Source organism: Acinetobacter sp. GD03645 (genome assembly GCF_029845285.1).
GTDB classification, from domain to species: Bacteria; Pseudomonadota; Gammaproteobacteria; order Pseudomonadales; family Moraxellaceae; genus Acinetobacter; species Acinetobacter corruptisaponis.
Map to the genome: position 1 here is coordinate 233,994 of NZ_JAOCLL010000001.1, position 17,790 is coordinate 251,783.

Consider the following 17,790-nt stretch of genomic DNA (forward strand, 5'->3'; position numbering starts at 1 on the left):
TTAAATAACAGCTTACGGGGTTACTGAAAATTCAATACGGCGGTTTTTAAAACGCCCCTCTTCTGTTGCATTATCTGCCACTGGATGATCAGCACCATGACCTACGGCGCTAAGTTGAGCAGCATCCACCCCCTGACTGACCAGATAATCCACCACAGCCTGAGCACGTTTCAGCGATAAGGCTTTGTTGTTATTAGCATGACCAGTTGAATCGGTATAACCTGCCACTGTCAATTTTGCATCCTTGACATTTTTCATTAATGTGGCGGCCTTATCCAGAATGGCTTTATTTTCCTCTGGAATTTGATGGGAAGCTGTTGCGAAGTTAATAATCTGTAGATTTAGGGCCTTAATGACTGCGTTGATATCAACCTGATTGCTATCAATATTTGCCAAAGCATCCTGAGCTGCGTTTAGGCTATTCGTTACGGTTTGAGCGGTATTATCTTCAGTTTCCACCACAACTTCGGTATTGGGTACAAGAGCTTTTATCTGCCCAGCCAATTCATTGAGTTTAGCGGAATTGCCACCCCTTAATGTCAGTTTATCCCCAACCCAATCGAGAGATACATTGGGTACACCTTTCAGCAAACCCAGCACACCAGCAAGCCCAGCCTGATCAGTAAATGACGCTGCATAGTTTGTAGCAGTATCAAGTGTACAATCTTGAGCCGAAGAGAAAACCTCTTTCACTTTTGCCTGCATGGCTGCAAACAGTCCTTGATCTCCAATTCCTGCATGGCATTGAGAAACATCACCCTTATCATCAGTACGCAATGAGAATGTTGCAGGAGCTACATTTGCAGCCACTTCAGATGCTGAAGAATCAGAACGATTGTCTATAGGCACCGCCACCTGTTGCTGTTGGCAGGATTTCCATAGCCACGCAACCAATAAAGCCAGAATAATGAGTGCCACAATCGGCAACCAAACCCGTGATTTACCTGCACCATTCACAGGGGGATTTGCCAAATTCGATGTGGTGGCAGAAGTACTGGAGATAAGTCCTAAAGGTGCAAGCAACCCTACGGCCCAGACTGGCAACAGTGAACGGATTGAATCAGCATGGTGCTGTAAATAATGCAGGATACTCTGTGTATCATTGCCAGCCTCGCTGGTCAAAGCAGCCATGCTTTTAGGAATCGCCTGTGTCAATGTCTGCTCAGCCTCTATATTGGAAAGCTGTCCATCCGTAAGCTTGGACAAAAATGTATCTTTAATCTGCTCATCCTGACCAAATAAAACGGCTAATGAGGGTGAGATGGAGTCTTTTAATTTCTGGATCAGTTCAGGTTTTGCCATCAAAATGGAAAGAAAAATTGGATAGAATTTAGATAACAGTGCATTTTTTTGGCTGGTCAAACCATCTTGGTCATTCAGGAATACAGGGGTGACTTTTTGCTTTAACAGTTCGATTGGATTTATTGACATTGTTATTTACTCCAACAAATTAAATTTATAATGTTCAGATTGCTTAGGGAAATTGTTCTATTACACACAAACTGATGCTTTTCATTCTAAGCATTTATATTTTTTTTGATCATTTTTACATAATTTAAATACAAGACTTACATCACAATTTACAAATAAAATGATAAAAAATACACTTAATATATTTCATTAATCGTTTTATTATTATGAAATTTTAATTATAAAACATATACTTATTTAAAGACCATTCAAACAACTTATTTACCTAACTGGTATAACCAGATGAGTGAAAAACTGGCAAAAAACAGGGCAAAAAATGGGAAAATTCGATGATGTCTATGAGACTCAGGTGGCATTTCTGGCAAGGATTCTTCTGGCTGTGCAGGCTCGTTTAATTCAAGCTGATCCAAAGGTAAAAGCACCTCGGCACTCCAAACAGGCAACAGTGCCTGAATCGACACATTATGCTCCCTAAGATAATGAATAATATAGATGGCCTCATTGCCAACCTCAGCTGAAAGCACAGCCAGGCTTTTAGGAATTGCCCGATTTAAGGTGGTCTCTACTTCTGTAACTGAAAGTTTTCCAGCGCCAAGATGTATAAGCAATGAATTGATCACCTGATTATTATTTTCCAGTAAATCAGACAGACAAGGCCTTAGCTTTTCCTTAAGTTGATCAATCAGTTCTGGATTTGCTAAAAAACGACTTAAGAGAATTGGGTAGAATCTTGATAAGATGGCATTTTTTTCATTGACCAGACAAGTTTGGTCATTGACGATGACCGATGAAACTTTCTGTTTAAGTAACTCCATTGGATTTATAGACATATTCTTTACTCCAATTTCCATTCAACCGCTTTATCGTATTAGCCGAGCCTTAGCTATTTGTTATTACTTTAATGAATTTTTCTTAGTTTTAATCTGTTCTATAAACTTTCAATACAATACTTACATCACATTTTACAAAGCAGAATAAGGTGCAGTCAACTTATTCTGCCTTTTATGATAATTATCAGGCAAATATGCCAATAACCTTACCTGTCAGTTGCTGTCCAATCAATGGGGTGTTTTTCCCTTGGGAAAGAATCGACGCTTTGGAAACTACCCATTGCAATGATGGATCAACCAGCACCCAGCCTGCCTCCTGTTGCCAGCGTTGTGACATATTCGCCACCTGTGCAGGAATTGAAGTGACTTTTTCCACCCATTCCAGTGGCTCAAATACCCCCTCGCTTACCAGTTGCACACCCAGTGCCACATAAGTATCAAAAGCGGTGATTCCAGACTGTGTTTCAGCAAAAGGTGCCATTTTCGCAGAACTACTTAATGGTTCATGATGGGTACAGATCGCATCAATCACGCCCTCTTTCACACCCTGACGCAATAACGCCTTGTCCTGTTCAGAACGCAATGGTGGACGTACATGTGCCAGCGCATTAAAGCCATCCGTCAACTGTTCAGTTAGATGTAACTGGTGCATGGCAACATCGGCCGTCACAGGCAAACCTTTGGCTTTAGCAGCGCGAATCAACTCCACTGACGCACCACAGGATAACAGGCCAAAATGGGCTTTGACACCTGTCGCCTCAATCATCAGTAGATATTTGGCAATTGCAACCGTTTCTGCAATCGCAGGGATCATTGGCAAGCCCTGACGTGAGGCAATAAAGCCCTCATGCGCGCAGCCATCTTTAGCAATTTGCGGTTCTTCCGCATAGAACACCACGGTCAGCCCCAAACCAGCAGCATATTCAAGGGTGCGAATCACCACATCATCATTTTCAAAGGCAGCATTGGCATTGGAAACGGCTGTACAACCGCCTTTTTTTAACCCTGCCATATTGGCTGGCTGTTTTCCATTTAGTCCTTGCGTCTGTGCGCCAATGATCTGTAAATAGATACCGCCATCGAGTTGTGCCTTTTCAATGAGACCATGAATCAAGGCACCATTATCCTGCACAATTGGCTTTGAATCTGGTGGCGTAATCACATGCAGAATGCCATTGGCACGGGCTGCCTTGCCTTCCGACTTCAAGGTGCCATGCTGCTGCTGACCTGGTTCACGCAAACGCGCACACAAGTCCACCATGGTTGGCATCAACCATTTACCCTGCCCATCAATGCTTTCATCCACCTGATCAACGGCTTCAACCAATTTTCCGTTTTCAATAAAAACTGTTTTAACCAGATCAGTTTTTTGAATTGGATCGAGCACACGGACATTTTCAATTTTTACAATACTCATGTGAGCTATCCCTTACAGTGCAATCGCATCAATTAAACCCTGTTCCTGTAATTGTCCTTGCATTGCAAGTGCCAATACCGCCATACGAACCGCAATACCGTTAGTGACCTGCTTGAGAATCACGGACTGATCACCATCGGCAATGCTGGAATCAATTTCAACCCCACGGTTCATCGGCCCTGGGTGCATCACGATACAATCTGGTTTTGCCAAAGCCAGACGTTCTTTATTGAGTCCGTACATTTTATAAAATTCAGACTGTGACGCTAACGCAGGTGAATCAATCCGCTCGTTCTGGATACGCAAGGCAATAATCACATCACAGTCTGTCACGCCTGCATCCATCTGGTTAAATAAACGCACATGATCACCATACTCATCAAAACCCACAGGCAGCAAGGTATTGGGCGCAATCACACGAATATCCTTACAACCGAGCGTTTGTAATGCCGCAACGTCTGAACGTGCCACCCGTGAATGTTTAATATCACCGATAATGGCCACACTGAGTTGTTCAAATGGTTTCTTGGTTTCACGGCGAATAGTCAACATATCCAGCATTGCTTGGGTCGGATGTGCATGGCGACCATCACCCGCATTAATAATGGCAACTTTAGGGCAGATATCTTTGGCAATAAAATGTGCGGCACCTGAAGATGAGTGACGTACTACAAAAATATCGGCTGCCATCGCCTCCAGATTCCAGAGCGTATCCCGCAGCGTTTCACCTTTTGAAGTACTTGAGCGTGCAATATCAATATTCAGGACATTGGCAGATAAACGTTTCGCCGCAGCCTCAAAGGTGGTTCGGGTACGGGTCGAGTTTTCAAAGAAAAGGTTCATCACCGTCAAACCCTCTAATAAGGGACGGTTGATCAGGTTATTATTGTCATCTAAAAAGCTTTGTGCTGTATCTAAAATCTTGGTCAGGCTTTCCCTTGAAAGGCCCTCAATGGTTAAAAAGTGTTTTAAATTTCCTTGCTGATTCAATTGAACCTGACTCGGTTGATGCAGGGCTGCAATATGCATAATGGATTCCTATGGGTCGAATCACCAAAACCTGCATAGTGTAGCCCAATTCTTGTATTTTCGCAGAACAACTTTTCACCGTTATGTTGCATTAAATGAGAGAGTTGCAACAGATTCAGCTAGCGGAGCGCACCAATATAGTGATGGTGAACCTGTGCCTGATAAATCTCCTCGTCAGTCACCTCTATTGAATAGTAGTCATTTTCCTCAACAGGCTTTTCTTTCTCAGCCTCCACCTTAGTTTCAACCAAGGCGAGAGCTGGCTCAGGATATAGGTCAATTAACGGGCGCAAGCGCTCAACATAATGGGCCAGCTCGGCATCCTGTGTTGCCAAGGCAATATCCACAATATGTTGTGCATATTCCTTGTTATGTACCAGATACATCACGTCAATCACGCGACTGGATACGCGTCTTAAACGTACATACATTTGGGTTGCGATTGCAAAAGCCTCGGCATTGACCATCACTTCATTATTCATGCTTTCTTTCATAACGTCCTCACATCGTTGGGAGAAGTATTTACTGATAATTCATCTGAAGAAATGCAAAAGCTGTACCAATTATTAAAATAAATTAAAAAATGCCCTGCCCAACGTGCAGAAATTATAAACAAACATCAGATCACTTTAAAAAAAACCTCTTAATAGATGATAAAGCTGACGATCACACAAATATGCGCCGACAGAACAGGTAAAAATCAGTTAAAATAACCGATTGCTAAAACCGCTTTGGAACATTGAATGAACGCTAAACCACGTCTAACAGAATATTGGGTGACCTGTGCGGATGGACTGGAAACCTTATTACAACAAGAACTGGAAAGCTTTGGTATTCAGGACATTCAACGTTTTGCGGGACGTTTAATTTTTAAGGGCACACTGGAACAGGCGTATCGGGTCTGCATGTGGTCACGCCTTGCCTCACGGGTCGTTTTGCCCATTCATAGACATGAGTTGGAACATTCGCATGATGCCCGTGATGTGGCAGAAGAACTTTATGAGGGTGCAATCAGTTTTGACTGGTCTTTAATTTTTGCACCACAAAGCACCTTTGCAGTTCGCCTGCACGTTGAACGTGAAATTAAGGTCAATACCCAGTTTGCCACCTTACGGGTTAAAGATGGTGTGGTGGATTCCTTTATGGAGGCAGTAGGCAAACGTCCAAGTATTGATATCAAGCAGCCTGAAATTACACTTTATGTGTTGGCAGGTAAAACTGAACATACCTACTGTCTGGATTTATCTGGTGATTCTCTACATAAGCGTGGCTATCGCCGTTTTATGACCGATGCGCCAATTAAAGAAAATCTGGCAGCGGCAATTCTGCAAAAAGCCCAATTAGCACAATATCAACCCGATATTATTCTTGACCCAATGTGTGGTTCAGGGACTTTTATTATTGAAGCACTCATGATTTTAACGGATCGTGCGCCAGGCCTAGTCCGACGTTTTGGTTTTAATGGCTGGCATGGGCATGACCGTGATCTCTGGTTATCACTTAAGGCTGAAGCAGCAGAACGCCATGAAAAAGCTTTGGAACAGGCTTTACCTAAATTTTATGCTTACGATGCGGACTGGGAAGCGGTCAAAGCCACCCGCCAAAATATCATTGCCGCAGGTTTTGAAAAACTGCTTGACCAGATCCAAATTGAAGAACGCACCTTAGCAGACTGGGTTGACTTCCATGCCGAGGGCAAGAAAGCCTTTATTGTGACCAATCCTCCTTATGGAGAACGTTTGGGAGATAAAGCCTCAAACCGTTCTTTATATCTGGGTTTATCGGCTTTATTGCAGAAGAATTTTCCAAACCAACGTGCTGCTATCATTGCGGCACAGGTTGAACAGGCAGATGTACTGGCATTTAATGATCCACAAACCTTACGTTTAATGAATGGTAAATTACCAATATACGTGCGTTTTGGCACCATCAAGCCAGCAACCGTCACCCAGCCATTTCTGGCGAGCTGGCAACCACAACAGTTTGAAAAAATCGAGGGTGCTGAGGACTTTACCAACCGTTTGCAAAAAAACATGCAGGCCTTGAAGAAATGGGCGGTTAAGGAAAATATCTACTGTCTGCGTCTGTATGATGCCGACTTGCCTGACTTCAACGTTGCCGTTGATTTATATGGGGATAGATTGCATGTACAGGAATATGCACCACCTAAAACCATTGATCCTGAAAAAGCCAAAAAACGTTTTAACCTTGCACTTGCCGCAATCCGTGCTGTGACTGGCTTACAACGTGATGCCATATTTATTAAAACCCGTGCAAAACAGACAGGTACAAATCAATACACCAAACAAAGCACCGCCTCTAAACGCTTTATCGTCCAAGAGGGTAATGCCAAAATTTTGGTGAATTTAACGGATTACCTAGATACAGGTCTATTTTTAGACCATCGCCAGATTCGTCTTCGAATCGCCAAGGAAGCGCGTGGCAAGCATTTCCTGAACCTGTATAGCTATACCTCAACAGCAAGTTTACATGCCGCATTGGGTGGCGCAGCCAGTACCACCAGTGTCGATTTATCCAATACTTATCTGAGTTGGTCTAAAGAAAACTTTGTGCTGAATGGCTTAACGGTAGACCATGCAGATGAACAGCATATGTTCTTTGCCAGTGACTGTTTTGAATGGTTGAAAGAGGGTCATGAGCAATATGACCTGATCTTTATTGATCCACCGACATTCTCAAATTCAAAGAAATTCTATGGAACATTTGATGTACAGCGTGATCATGTTTCACTGCTCAAACGGGCAATGAACCGCCTAAACAGTGAAGGGACGCTATATTTCTCGAATAACTATAGAGGCTTCGAATTGGATGAGGAACTTGAAGCCCTATATGATGTTGAAGAAATTACCTCTGAAACCATTGGGCTGGATTTCAAACGTAATCAAAAAATTCATCGTGCCTGGAAAATAAAGCATCCACAAATGTAAAAAATTCAGATCACACTATTCTCGTGATGTATGAATAGTGATCTCTGCGTGAACATTATCATTCGTGTCAAATTGATAAATCATAAAACGATCGGGAGCTTGAGCATGAGGTTTCATACGAGCTTCCTTTTTTTCATTAATTTCATCAATTTTCGTTTTTTTCTGCTCTTCATGTGGAGATAATACACTTTCCAATAACGTATTAATGCGTATCTCACGTAAATTCCAGTCGCTCAAGGCACGTTGGGCACGCCAGCGTTCTTCCTCTGGCTTTAATGCATCCTGCTGGGCTTTTACAATAATGCGTGGCAATGCGTTATTCAGCACTCCTGTTTGTAGTGCCAAATTTACTTCACTTAATGGTTGTGCAGTGTGCCCCATTGAAGATAAAGTGATCATAAACAAAACTACACAGAGGTCCGTGTAATGATGTTGCTTATTTTCCATTGCAATTCATCCTGAATTTTTTTCTTATTTGCTCTGAAACTATCAAGTTTTTCATCAAGTCGCAATGTTATTGGTAATTTTCCCTAAAAAATCTGACCAGTTGCACCCATATAAAAAAAGATGGTGATTCTCATCACCATCTTTTTGTCCAGCAATTACAGTTTTTGTTTAACTCAATTTAAGTTTATCAAACACCAGATGACCATCCTCACCTTTAATCAGGATATTATCTCCTGGCTGGAACTCACCAGATAAAATCTTCTGTGCCAGACTGTTTTCCACCTGTTGCTGAATTGCGCGTTTTAATGGACGTGCACCATACACAGGATCAAAACCAGCCTCAATCAACAGATCAAACGCCGTGTCATCCACAGTCAAGCCCATATCACGCTCATTCAGGCGAGAACGTAAACGATCTAGCTGAATATCCGCAATACCACGAATCTGGGCTTTTTGTAGTGAATGGAAAATCACCAACTCATCAATACGGTTAATAAACTCTGGACGGAAATGCTGGCTAACCGCACTCATCACAACAGTTCGAATCTCATCATCGGTTGCACCCTCACCAAGTTCACGTACATCCTGTGAACCTAGGTTGGATGTCATCACGATGACCGTATTTTTAAAGTCCACCACGCGACCTTGTGAATCAGTTAAGCGACCATCATCCAACACTTGCAGCAAGATATTGAACACATCTGGATGCGCTTTCTCCACCTCGTCAAACAACACCACACTGTATGGTTTACGACGTACCGCTTCGGTTAAAACACCACCCTCTTCATAGCCCACATAGCCTGGAGGTGCGCCCACCAAACGGCTAACCGAATGTTTTTCCATAAACTCAGACATATCAATCCGAATCATGGCATCATCACTGTCAAATAGGAAGTTGGCCAATGCCTTGGTCAGCTCGGTTTTACCCACACCTGTCGGGCCAAGGAACAAGAATGATCCGCTTGGACGGTTTGGATCGGACAGGCCTGCGCGTGAACGACGTACCGCATTTGAAACCGCCACCACCGCTTCATCCTGACCAACCACACGGTTATGCAAGAACTCTTCCATCTGGAGCAGTTTTTCACGTTCGCCCTGCAACATTTTTGTTACAGGAATACCTGTTGCTGCACTCACCACCTCAGCAATCTCATTCTCGGTCACTTTGGTGCGAATGAGTTTAGGTTCTTCATTTTCCTCAGCAATTTCCGCCTGTTCCAGACGTTTCTGCAACTCTGGAATCACACCATATTGCAGGCGTGCCGCTTCCGCCAAATCTCCCTCACGTTTGGCTTTTTCCAAAGCAACCCGTGCCTGATCCAATTCGATCTGAGCTTTTTTATCACCCTCAACCAGTGTTTTTTCAGCTTTCCAGATTTCTTCCAGATCATTGTACTCTTTCTGCTTTTCAGCAATTTGCTGCTCAAGATGATTGACTTCAGCCTTACTGCCCGCATCTTCATCTTTTTTCACCGCTTCCAACTGCATTTTTAACTGGATGAGACGGCGATCAAGCTTATCCAGTGCTTCTGGCTTGGAATCGATCTCCATTTTAATCCGTGAAGCCGCCTCATCAATCAGGTCAATGGCTTTATCTGGCAACTGACGGTCAGTGATGTAACGATGCGACATCTTGGCCGCGGCAATAATCGCAGAATCTAAAATCTGTACGCCGTGGTGCGTTGCATATTTCTCTTTTAAACCACGTAAGATTGCAATGGTATCTTCAACACTTGGTTCATCCACCAACACTTTCTGGAAACGACGCTCAAGCGCAGCATCTTTCTCAATATACTGGCGATATTCATCCAAAGTGGTAGCACCAACACAGCGCAGTTCACCACGCGCTAGCGCAGGTTTAAGCATATTACCAGCATCCATTGCACCGTCGCCCTTACCCGCACCGACCAGCGTATGCAACTCATCAATAAACAGGATGATCTCACCTTCATGTTTAGCAAGGTCTTTCAATACCGCTTTTAAGCGCTCCTCAAACTCACCACGATATTTTGCACCCGCCAGCAACGAACCCAAGTCCAGTGAAAGCACACGTTTATTCTTTAAGCTTTCAGGCACCTCACCATTGACAATACGTTGCGCCAAGCCCTCTACAATGGCAGTTTTACCCACCCCAGGTTCACCAATCAGCACAGGGTTGTTTTTGGTACGCCGTGACAGCACCTGAATGGTACGGCGGATTTCATCATCACGTCCAATCACAGGGTCTAGCTTGCCTGCTAAGGCACGCTCAGTTAAATCAATGGTATATTTATTGAGTGAGTCACGTTGATCTTCATGGTTATTGGTGGTCACTTTTTCTGTTCCTCTAATTTTTTCAATGACTGCACGCAATTTCTGTGCAGTTGCACCTGAGCTTTCAATAATTTTTTTGGTTTCACCCTGTTCAGCCAATGCCAATAACACCCAATCAGTGGATAAAAATTCATCCCCTGCTTTTTGTGCATAACTATCAGCCAAATTTAAAATGCGTACCGCTTCTGGATTTAAATTGACATCACCCGTTGGATTACTAATCGTTGCGGCATCATTTAATGCCTGATTCAGTTTTTGCATTAAGGTGGGTAAAACAGCCCCTGCTTGCTGCAACAGACTCTGGTTAGCAGGTTCTTCCAGCAATGTCATGAGGATATGAATCCCCGCAATTGCGGTATGGTCCTTACCCATTGCCAATGACTGTGCATCTGAGAGTGCTTGCTGTAGGCGGTTTGTAAATTTTTCAAAGCGCATTCTTGTTATTCCTCACAACAAATTTTTAACTTATCACTAAGATGGGAACACTTTTTAGAATTTCAAATAAAATTTATATATTTTTCAAAATCTTATAAAATAAAATATGGATAAAACTCACTAATAATATGGGTCTATAAATAATATATTTCAAGTATGTTTTGTATAAATTTTCAGTCTTTTCCAATTTGCACAGAACCTTTATTGTACTTTTGTATAGAACGCTTTAGCTTAGCTTTTTGTTTCGATCAATATGTAATATGACGACCATGTATCTAAAAAAAATCTGCCTTTTGGTATCTTGCCTCATTCCTATTCACTGTTTCGCCCAACTCCCCCAAGATTCACGACGGGCAGGTGGAATTGCCGTCATTCCATTAACAGCAGATACAACCCAGGTTTTTTATGAACAAAATCCCGTACTGATTACGCAGGAACAGGGACAACGTTATGCCGTGTTTGGTATTCCTCTTTCTACACCATTAGGAACAGTCACCTTAACCACCAATGCCAATCCCATACAGATTGATATAAAACCCTATGCCTACGCTGAACAACGCCTAACGGTTAAAAATCAGGAGTATGTCAACCCCAATCAGGAGCAGTTGGATCGATATGCACGTGAGGCAAAGGAGCAAAATGACATCTACAGTTCATTTAACCCAAGCACATGGACAATATTTCCAGAATTTATTCGGCCTACAGCAGGAAAATTCAGTAACTCATTTGGAAAAAAGCGTTTCTTTAATGGAGAAGAACGTGCACCCCACTCTGGTTTGGACATTCCAGCACCCGTTGGGCAAAAGGTAATTGCCCCTGCGGATGGTATTGTGGTGCAAACAGGTAATTACTTTTTTAATGGCAATACTGTGCTGATTGATCATGGTCAGGGCCTGATCAGCATGTTCTGCCATCTGAGTAAAATTAATGTTGAAAAAGGACAGTCTATTCGTCAGGGAGAACAACTTGGACTGGTGGGTAATACTGGACGTGTAACGGGTGCGCATCTACATTGGGGAATGAGCCTGAATAATGCTCGGGTAGACCCACGATTGTTCATAAAATAAAAAGATAAACTTATAAAAAAGTGATCTATGACAATAGATCACTTTTTAGTAAAACTTAACAATCAGGCTTTATTCCGCTTCAATAATTTCGAAGTCATGGCTAATTTCCACCCCACCATCCGAAAGCATTTTACTTGCCGAGCAGTATTTTTCTGCTGAAAGCTCAACCGCCTTTTCAACCTGCTTTTCTTTTACAGCTTTACCTGTCACAATGAAGTGTAGATGGATTTTTGTAAACACGGCTGGGATTGCATCTGCCCTTTCAGCTTTTAACTGACATACAACATCTGTCACATCTTGGCGGGATTTCTTTAAAATGGTCACAATATCAAACGAAGCACAACCACCAAGTCCCATTAAAATCAACTCCATAGGACGTGGACCACGGTTTTCACCCCCATATTCAGCGGAACCATCCATCACCACACTGTGGCCACTTTCCGATTTCGCTTCAAAAGCAACATTCTCTAACCAATGTACACTTGTTTGCATTGCAACTACCCAAAAAACGTTATAAATTTACCTAGTTCTTGTACACTAACATAAAATGAGTTGATAAGGAATTTCATCTCTTCTGTGTAGAAAAGGCTCTAACAAGGCCTGTGCGATCGGTTTTATCCAAATTCGGAAATTTTAAGCATGACTTCAAATTTTTCACAACTTAGCACTGATGCTTTATCTCCAGGCCAACTGCCTGAGTCAGTAAAGGCTTTGCTAAAACGTGCTCATATTAACAGATACCCTAAACGCACCACGATTATTGATGCTGGAACTGAATCAAAATCACTGTATTTAATATTAAAAGGTTCAGTGTCAATTATATTACGTGAAGATGATGAGCGTGAAATTGTTGTGGCCTACCTCAACCCAGGCGACTTCTTTGGTGAAATGGGTCTTTTTGAAAAGAATCCTCAACGTACCGCAGAAGTACGTACCCGAGATGTATGTGAGATTGCTGAAATTTCCTACGACAATTTCCATGAGTTAAGCAAGCAATACCCTGACCTAAGCTATGCGGTATTTGCCCAGTTGGTGCGTCGTCTTAAGAACACCACCCGTAAAGTGACTGACCTTGCGTTTATTGATGTGTCTGGTCGTATTGCACGTTGTCTAATCGACTTATCTGCACAACCTGAGGCAATGATTTTACCGAATGGTCGTCAGATTCGTATTACCCGTCAGGAAATTGGCCGTATTGTGGGCTGTTCCCGTGAAATGGTTGGTCGTGTACTTAAAACACTTGAAGACCAGGGCATGATCCAGACTGATGGTAAGGCCATTTTAATTTTTGATACGTCTTTAGAAGAAAATGCTTTTTCTGAAGAGGAATTTGACGACGAAGATTGATTTCATCAGGCTTCTGTCTCACTATCAAAGCCAGTGCAAAACACTGGCTTTAATTTTATCAATTTACGTGAAAATCCATGTAATATGACAAAATAGTGATTACATAATTACTATGATTATAGAGCCATTCGGAATGTAAAGCGTTATAAACATTTTTTATAATCCTCCTTAATCATGACGATATTCATAAGATACTGATTTGGAGCGAATAAGTATGAAAAAATTGGCTTTAAGCCTTTGTGCGATCACTGTAATGACCATTTCAGGCTGTGCCTCATTTGCAGATATGGCGGGTGCGGACAGTGCAACCCTGAATGCGCAATCAGCACAAAGCTTTGCACAGATGACTCAGGAAGCACGTGCCAAGAACCAGCTGGATACCAGTTCAAATACCTATCAACGCATTAACAGCGTATTCCTGCGCCTGAAACCTTATGCTGATCAACTCAATCAAACAGGTCAACGTTTTGACTGGCAACTGGCTGTATTAAAATCTGATACCGTCAATGCCTATGTGGCACCAGGCGGTAAAGTGGTGTTCTATACAGGTATTGTCAACAAGCTGAATTTAACCAATGATGAAATTGCAGCAGTCATGGGCCATGAAATGACCCATGCACTTGAAGAGCATGCCAAGAGTAAGATTGGTGCACAGGCACTGACCAACCTGGCGATTGGCATTGGTACGTCTTATGCGGGTGCCAATATCGGTGATCTAGGCAATGCCGCAATTAATTTAGGCAGTCAAATTGGTATTGGCCTGCCTTATTCACGTAACCTTGAAAGCCGCGCCGATTACGGCGGTTTAATGCTGATGGCAAAAGCGGGCTACAACCCAAATGCGGCCATTAGCCTTTGGGAAAAAATGAATCGTTTAGATGGTGCGGGTGGCGCTTCATTCTTGTCAACTCACCCATCGAATACACAGCGTATTGGCGATATGCGTAAAAACCTGCCAGCTGCGATGGCGGTGTATAACAAGCGTCGTTAATAAGCATTATGGCCTTTCTTACAAGAAAGGCCTATTTCAAGATACTATAATTGTTCTATTTTCTGGACAGTTTTAATGATTTTAACCAGCCATCACAAGCATGTTTTAAATTATCTTCCTGTATCTAGCATATATAGGTTCCCCCATTATATTCCACAATAAAAATATATAAATTTTCTTCTAGAAATATCATTTATTAAAATTTAACGTAGGTAAATACTAAACAATCTCCGCAATTTTAGTATCTGCATTTAGGGTTTGGTTTAAAGCTGCCAACGATTTTATTTGTCCCGTACGATGTGCAACTACCTGCACTTCCATTTTCATTGCTTCCATAATTGCAATCACATTTCCCTGCTCGACATGATCATTTTCCTGAATTTTCCACTCAGTAATCACACCATTGATTGGGGCCAACACATCATTTTCATGCTGTGAAATATGCATGCCTTGATCAGTAGATGTGTTTTCTTTCGGTGACCCGATAAGACTAAACAGCACGATTGGTAAGCCAATTTGATGAAGTTTTCCATCAATCTCTATCGGGTAACGTTGCAATTCACTGTGATTAGGTTTCTGGCTACGGGGATAAGCTTCAGATTCATTCTGGTAATCCTGCTCAATCCAGCGGGTATGCACTTTAAACTCATCGACAAAATCAGGTTCAGATAAAATCGCTTGATGAAATGGCAAGACCGAAGCGACCCCCTCCAACTCAAACTGTGCCAATGCCCTTTTAGCACGCTGAATGGCGATTTCACGTGTAGCACCCGTCACGATCAATTTGGCCATTAAAGAATCAAAATGACTCGACACCAGACTGGACTGCATCACACCTGTATCTAAACGGATACCAATCCCTGATGGCGGATTAAACTGAGTAATTTGACCAAATGCGGGAATAAATCCACGTGCAGGATCTTCTGCATTAATGCGAAATTCAATCGCATGCCCTTGTGGCTCTGGCGTTTCCTGAATAGAAAGTGGCTGCCCCAAAGCAATCTGAATCTGCTCAACGACTAAATCAATACCAGTTGTTTGCTCGGTTACTGGATGCTCAACCTGTAAACGAGTATTCACTTCCAGAAAGGAAAGCTTGCCATCCTGACTCAATAAATATTCAACTGTTCCCGCCCCAACATACTGAGCTGCTCGACAAATATCGACTGAGGACTGCACCAACTGCTGATAAACCTGTTGGCTAATAAATGGTGCTGGCGCTTCTTCAACTAGTTTTTGATTACGGCGTTGTAGTGAACAATCCCGAGTTCCCACCACAAGCACATGACCATGTTGGTCTGCAATGATTTGTGCTTCCAGATGTCTTGGTCTATCCAGATATTGCTCAACAAAACATTCACCACGCCCAAAGGCAGCCTGTGCTTCTCGCACCGCAGATTCATATAAGCTTGCAACTTCATCCAACTGCCAAGCCACTTTTAAGCCACGTCCACCACCGCCATATGCCGCCTTAATTGCAATCGGCAGACCATATTCCTGTGCAAATGCAACCGCTTCATTGGCTGATTTGAGTGGTTGCGCTGTACCCTGTACCAATGGTGCGCCAACAGATTGGGCAATTTTACGCGCCTGTATTTTATCGCCCAATTTCTCAATACTTTCAGGTGATGGTCCAATCCAGATCAAACCCGCATCAATCACGGCTTGGGCAAAGTCAGCACGCTCAGATAAAAATCCATAGCCAGGATGAATCATGGTTGCCTGTGAATGTCTGGCAATATTTAGAATCTTATCAATATCCAGATAGCTCTCTTTAGCTGTCACTCCAGACAATGCCCATGCTTCATCTGCAAGTCTGGCATGCAAACTGCTTACATCATCATCTGCATAAATGGCGACTGAGTGAATGTCCAAGTCTTTACATGCCTGAATAATACGAACTGCAATCTCTCCACGATTGGCAATCAAGAGCTTATGTGGTTTATTCATGGTTATTGATGTCCATAAAATCTGAAATTGGGCGGAATTGGATCGAGCAACCTGCTGGAAGCTGTGCAATTAAATCAAGATGGTAAGGTGCGACCGTAGCAATGACTGGGTAACCGCCAGTCAAAGGATGATCATTCATAAACAGTACAGGCTGGCCATTTGCAGGCACTTGTAATGCACCTGTGCAACAGCCCTCGCTTGGTAATTCCTGATGCAGTTGCCGTTGTAGAGGTTGATCACCAAATAGTCTTAATCCAATACGGTTACTTTCTGCCGTCACCAACCAACTTTGTTCCCACAGTAACGCTAGACTATCCTGAGTAAACCAATCTGTTCGTGGCCCGAAGACAATATCAACCATGACTTGATCACCCACTTTCGGTAACGATACTGGCAATTGATTTAAATCGACAGACAGCGTTTTTAACTGGGCTGAATAAAGTTCATCCCCCATCTTGATTGGCGGTGTGCTCAACTCAGCCAAAGAATCATAACTTGCACTGCCTAGCACCTGTTCAACCGCAATACCACAACGAATAGCCAAATAATTCCGAATACCAGCCTGCGGCGATGAAATATAGACCTCATCGCCCTGATCCAATGCAATGGGTTGATATAAGTTTTCCTTTACTTGATGCGCACTGGCATAATGAATCGACAGTTCTGCTTGTGCACCTGTCACTGCAATCACAGTCGATTGCAAAACTTGCAATCGTAACCCACCATTAAGAATCTCCAGAACTGCGGCATGGTGAGGATTGCCAACGATTTGATTGGCACTTATATAGGCAGTACGATCCATTGCACCTGCCTGTCCCACACCAAGAGATGCCACATTTCGCCGCCCCTGATCTTGTATCAAAACCTGCAAGCCAACACTTTTAACCTTTAAAATGGCTGTTTTTTCTATTAATTGATTAGCAATGAATGGCGTAGATGGAACAGTAATTTGCACTGGATTTTGAGTGATGTTGTTAAAAACAACCTGATCACTCGGGAGTAACAAGGCAGGCTGTTGTCGATGCAGATCCCACATTTTCTCATCAGTTTGACCAATCAACTGCCAACCACCTGGGCTGTCTTTGGGATAAATACCACTATATTCACCAGCCAGCCCAACTGAGCCTGCACAAATCTTTTTCCGTGGTGAAGCCAAACGTGGAATACTGCCAAAAGGATGGTCTGGACTGATTAAATAGGCAAAACCAGGTGCGAAACCAATAAAGGCAACTTGCCAACGACTATTGCTATGTCTTTGAATCACTTCATCTATAGCAATACCCAGATATTCAGCAACATGAGCTAAATCAATACCGTCATAACGAACATTGATCACCACCTCTTTACCTGAGTTAAAAAAATCCTGATCGATTTTCTGGGCTGAAATCCATTGAATCAATGCTTTTGCATCCGTGAATAAATCATCAAAATAAACCAGTATGGTTCGAGCGGCTGGAACTATTTCCTGAATATGTGGATGCTGGGCATGCTGTAAAAAATGATGTGCTGCGACGGTTTCCTCTAAACTGGAAAACTCAATTAAAAAACAATTTAGATTGACCGATAAAAACCGCATGTCATCATT

Annotated in this window: 14 protein-coding genes; 4 read left to right on the plus strand and 10 right to left on the minus strand. The window is 42.7% G+C overall.

Annotation, left to right across the window (positions count from 1 at the left end):
- Nucleotides 1–12: 12 nt before the first annotated feature.
- The 5 genes from N5J47_RS01210 to N5J47_RS01230 form a co-directional block, all read right to left on the minus strand.
- Nucleotides 13–1,431, minus strand: coding sequence for an OmpA family protein (locus tag N5J47_RS01210; RefSeq protein WP_279958928.1), 1,419 nt, complete (start codon nucleotides 1,429–1,431; stop codon nucleotides 13–15).
- Nucleotides 1,432–1,688: 257 nt separating this feature from the next.
- Nucleotides 1,689–2,261, minus strand: coding sequence for a hypothetical protein (locus N5J47_RS01215; RefSeq protein WP_279958929.1), 573 nt, complete (start codon nucleotides 2,259–2,261; stop codon nucleotides 1,689–1,691).
- A 184-nt stretch (nucleotides 2,262–2,445) separates the two neighbouring features.
- On the minus strand, nucleotides 2,446–3,678 hold the full coding sequence (locus N5J47_RS01220) for a dihydroorotase (protein WP_279958930.1): 1,233 nt from the start codon (nucleotides 3,676–3,678) through the stop codon (nucleotides 2,446–2,448).
- A 12-nt stretch (nucleotides 3,679–3,690) separates the two neighbouring features.
- Nucleotides 3,691–4,707, minus strand: coding sequence for an aspartate carbamoyltransferase catalytic subunit (locus N5J47_RS01225; protein ID WP_004759718.1), 1,017 nt, complete (start codon nucleotides 4,705–4,707; stop codon nucleotides 3,691–3,693).
- Nucleotides 4,708–4,826: 119 nt separating this feature from the next.
- Nucleotides 4,827–5,201, minus strand: coding sequence for a hypothetical protein (locus N5J47_RS01230; RefSeq protein WP_279958931.1), 375 nt, complete (start codon nucleotides 5,199–5,201; stop codon nucleotides 4,827–4,829).
- Between the two features lie 249 nt (nucleotides 5,202–5,450).
- Here N5J47_RS01230 and rlmKL point away from each other — a divergent pair, with 249 nt between their 5' ends.
- The gene (gene rlmKL / locus N5J47_RS01235) at nucleotides 5,451–7,655 is read left to right on the plus strand and encodes a bifunctional 23S rRNA (guanine(2069)-N(7))-methyltransferase RlmK/23S rRNA (guanine(2445)-N(2))-methyltransferase RlmL (RefSeq protein ID WP_279958932.1); all 2,205 of its coding nucleotides are present in this window, start codon (nucleotides 5,451–5,453) and stop codon (nucleotides 7,653–7,655) included.
- Nucleotides 7,656–7,670: 15 nt separating this feature from the next.
- On the opposite strand, the gene N5J47_RS01240 is transcribed toward rlmKL, so the two are convergent.
- On the minus strand, nucleotides 7,671–8,102 hold the full coding sequence (locus N5J47_RS01240; protein WP_279958933.1) for a hypothetical protein: 432 nt from the start codon (nucleotides 8,100–8,102) through the stop codon (nucleotides 7,671–7,673).
- Nucleotides 8,103–8,270: 168 nt separating this feature from the next.
- Nucleotides 8,271–10,850, minus strand: coding sequence for an ATP-dependent chaperone ClpB (gene clpB / locus N5J47_RS01245; protein ID WP_279958934.1), 2,580 nt, complete (start codon nucleotides 10,848–10,850; stop codon nucleotides 8,271–8,273).
- A gap of 269 nt (nucleotides 10,851–11,119) precedes the next feature.
- Here clpB and N5J47_RS01250 point away from each other — a divergent pair, with 269 nt between their 5' ends.
- Nucleotides 11,120–11,917, plus strand: a complete 798-nt coding sequence (locus N5J47_RS01250) for a peptidoglycan DD-metalloendopeptidase family protein (protein ID WP_279958935.1) — start codon at nucleotides 11,120–11,122, stop codon at nucleotides 11,915–11,917.
- Nucleotides 11,918–11,986: 69 nt separating this feature from the next.
- On the opposite strand, the gene N5J47_RS01255 is transcribed toward N5J47_RS01250, so the two are convergent.
- A complete protein-coding gene (locus N5J47_RS01255; RefSeq protein WP_279958936.1) occupies nucleotides 11,987–12,409 on the minus strand; it encodes an OsmC family protein in 423 nt (140 codons plus the stop codon).
- A gap of 147 nt (nucleotides 12,410–12,556) precedes the next feature.
- On the opposite strand from N5J47_RS01255, the gene crp reads away from it, so the two are divergent.
- Both crp and N5J47_RS01265 read left to right on the plus strand, forming a co-directional pair.
- The gene (gene crp / locus N5J47_RS01260) at nucleotides 12,557–13,264 is read left to right on the plus strand and encodes a cAMP-activated global transcriptional regulator CRP (RefSeq protein ID WP_267979856.1); all 708 of its coding nucleotides are present in this window, start codon (nucleotides 12,557–12,559) and stop codon (nucleotides 13,262–13,264) included.
- Between the two features lie 214 nt (nucleotides 13,265–13,478).
- Complete coding sequence (locus N5J47_RS01265; RefSeq protein ID WP_267979857.1) at nucleotides 13,479–14,255, plus strand: M48 family metallopeptidase; 777 nt, start codon at nucleotides 13,479–13,481, stop codon at nucleotides 14,253–14,255.
- Nucleotides 14,256–14,474: 219 nt separating this feature from the next.
- On the opposite strand, the gene N5J47_RS01270 is transcribed toward N5J47_RS01265, so the two are convergent.
- Both N5J47_RS01270 and N5J47_RS01275 read right to left on the minus strand, forming a co-directional pair.
- Nucleotides 14,475–16,205, minus strand: coding sequence for a biotin carboxylase N-terminal domain-containing protein (locus N5J47_RS01270; protein ID WP_279958937.1), 1,731 nt, complete (start codon nucleotides 16,203–16,205; stop codon nucleotides 14,475–14,477).
- Entirely contained in the window at nucleotides 16,198–17,781 is a 1,584-nt protein-coding gene (locus N5J47_RS01275) for an urea amidolyase family protein (RefSeq protein WP_279958938.1), read from the minus strand. The genes N5J47_RS01270 and N5J47_RS01275 overlap by 8 nt, the downstream gene beginning before the upstream one ends.
- Between the last annotated feature and the right edge of the window lie 9 nt (nucleotides 17,782–17,790).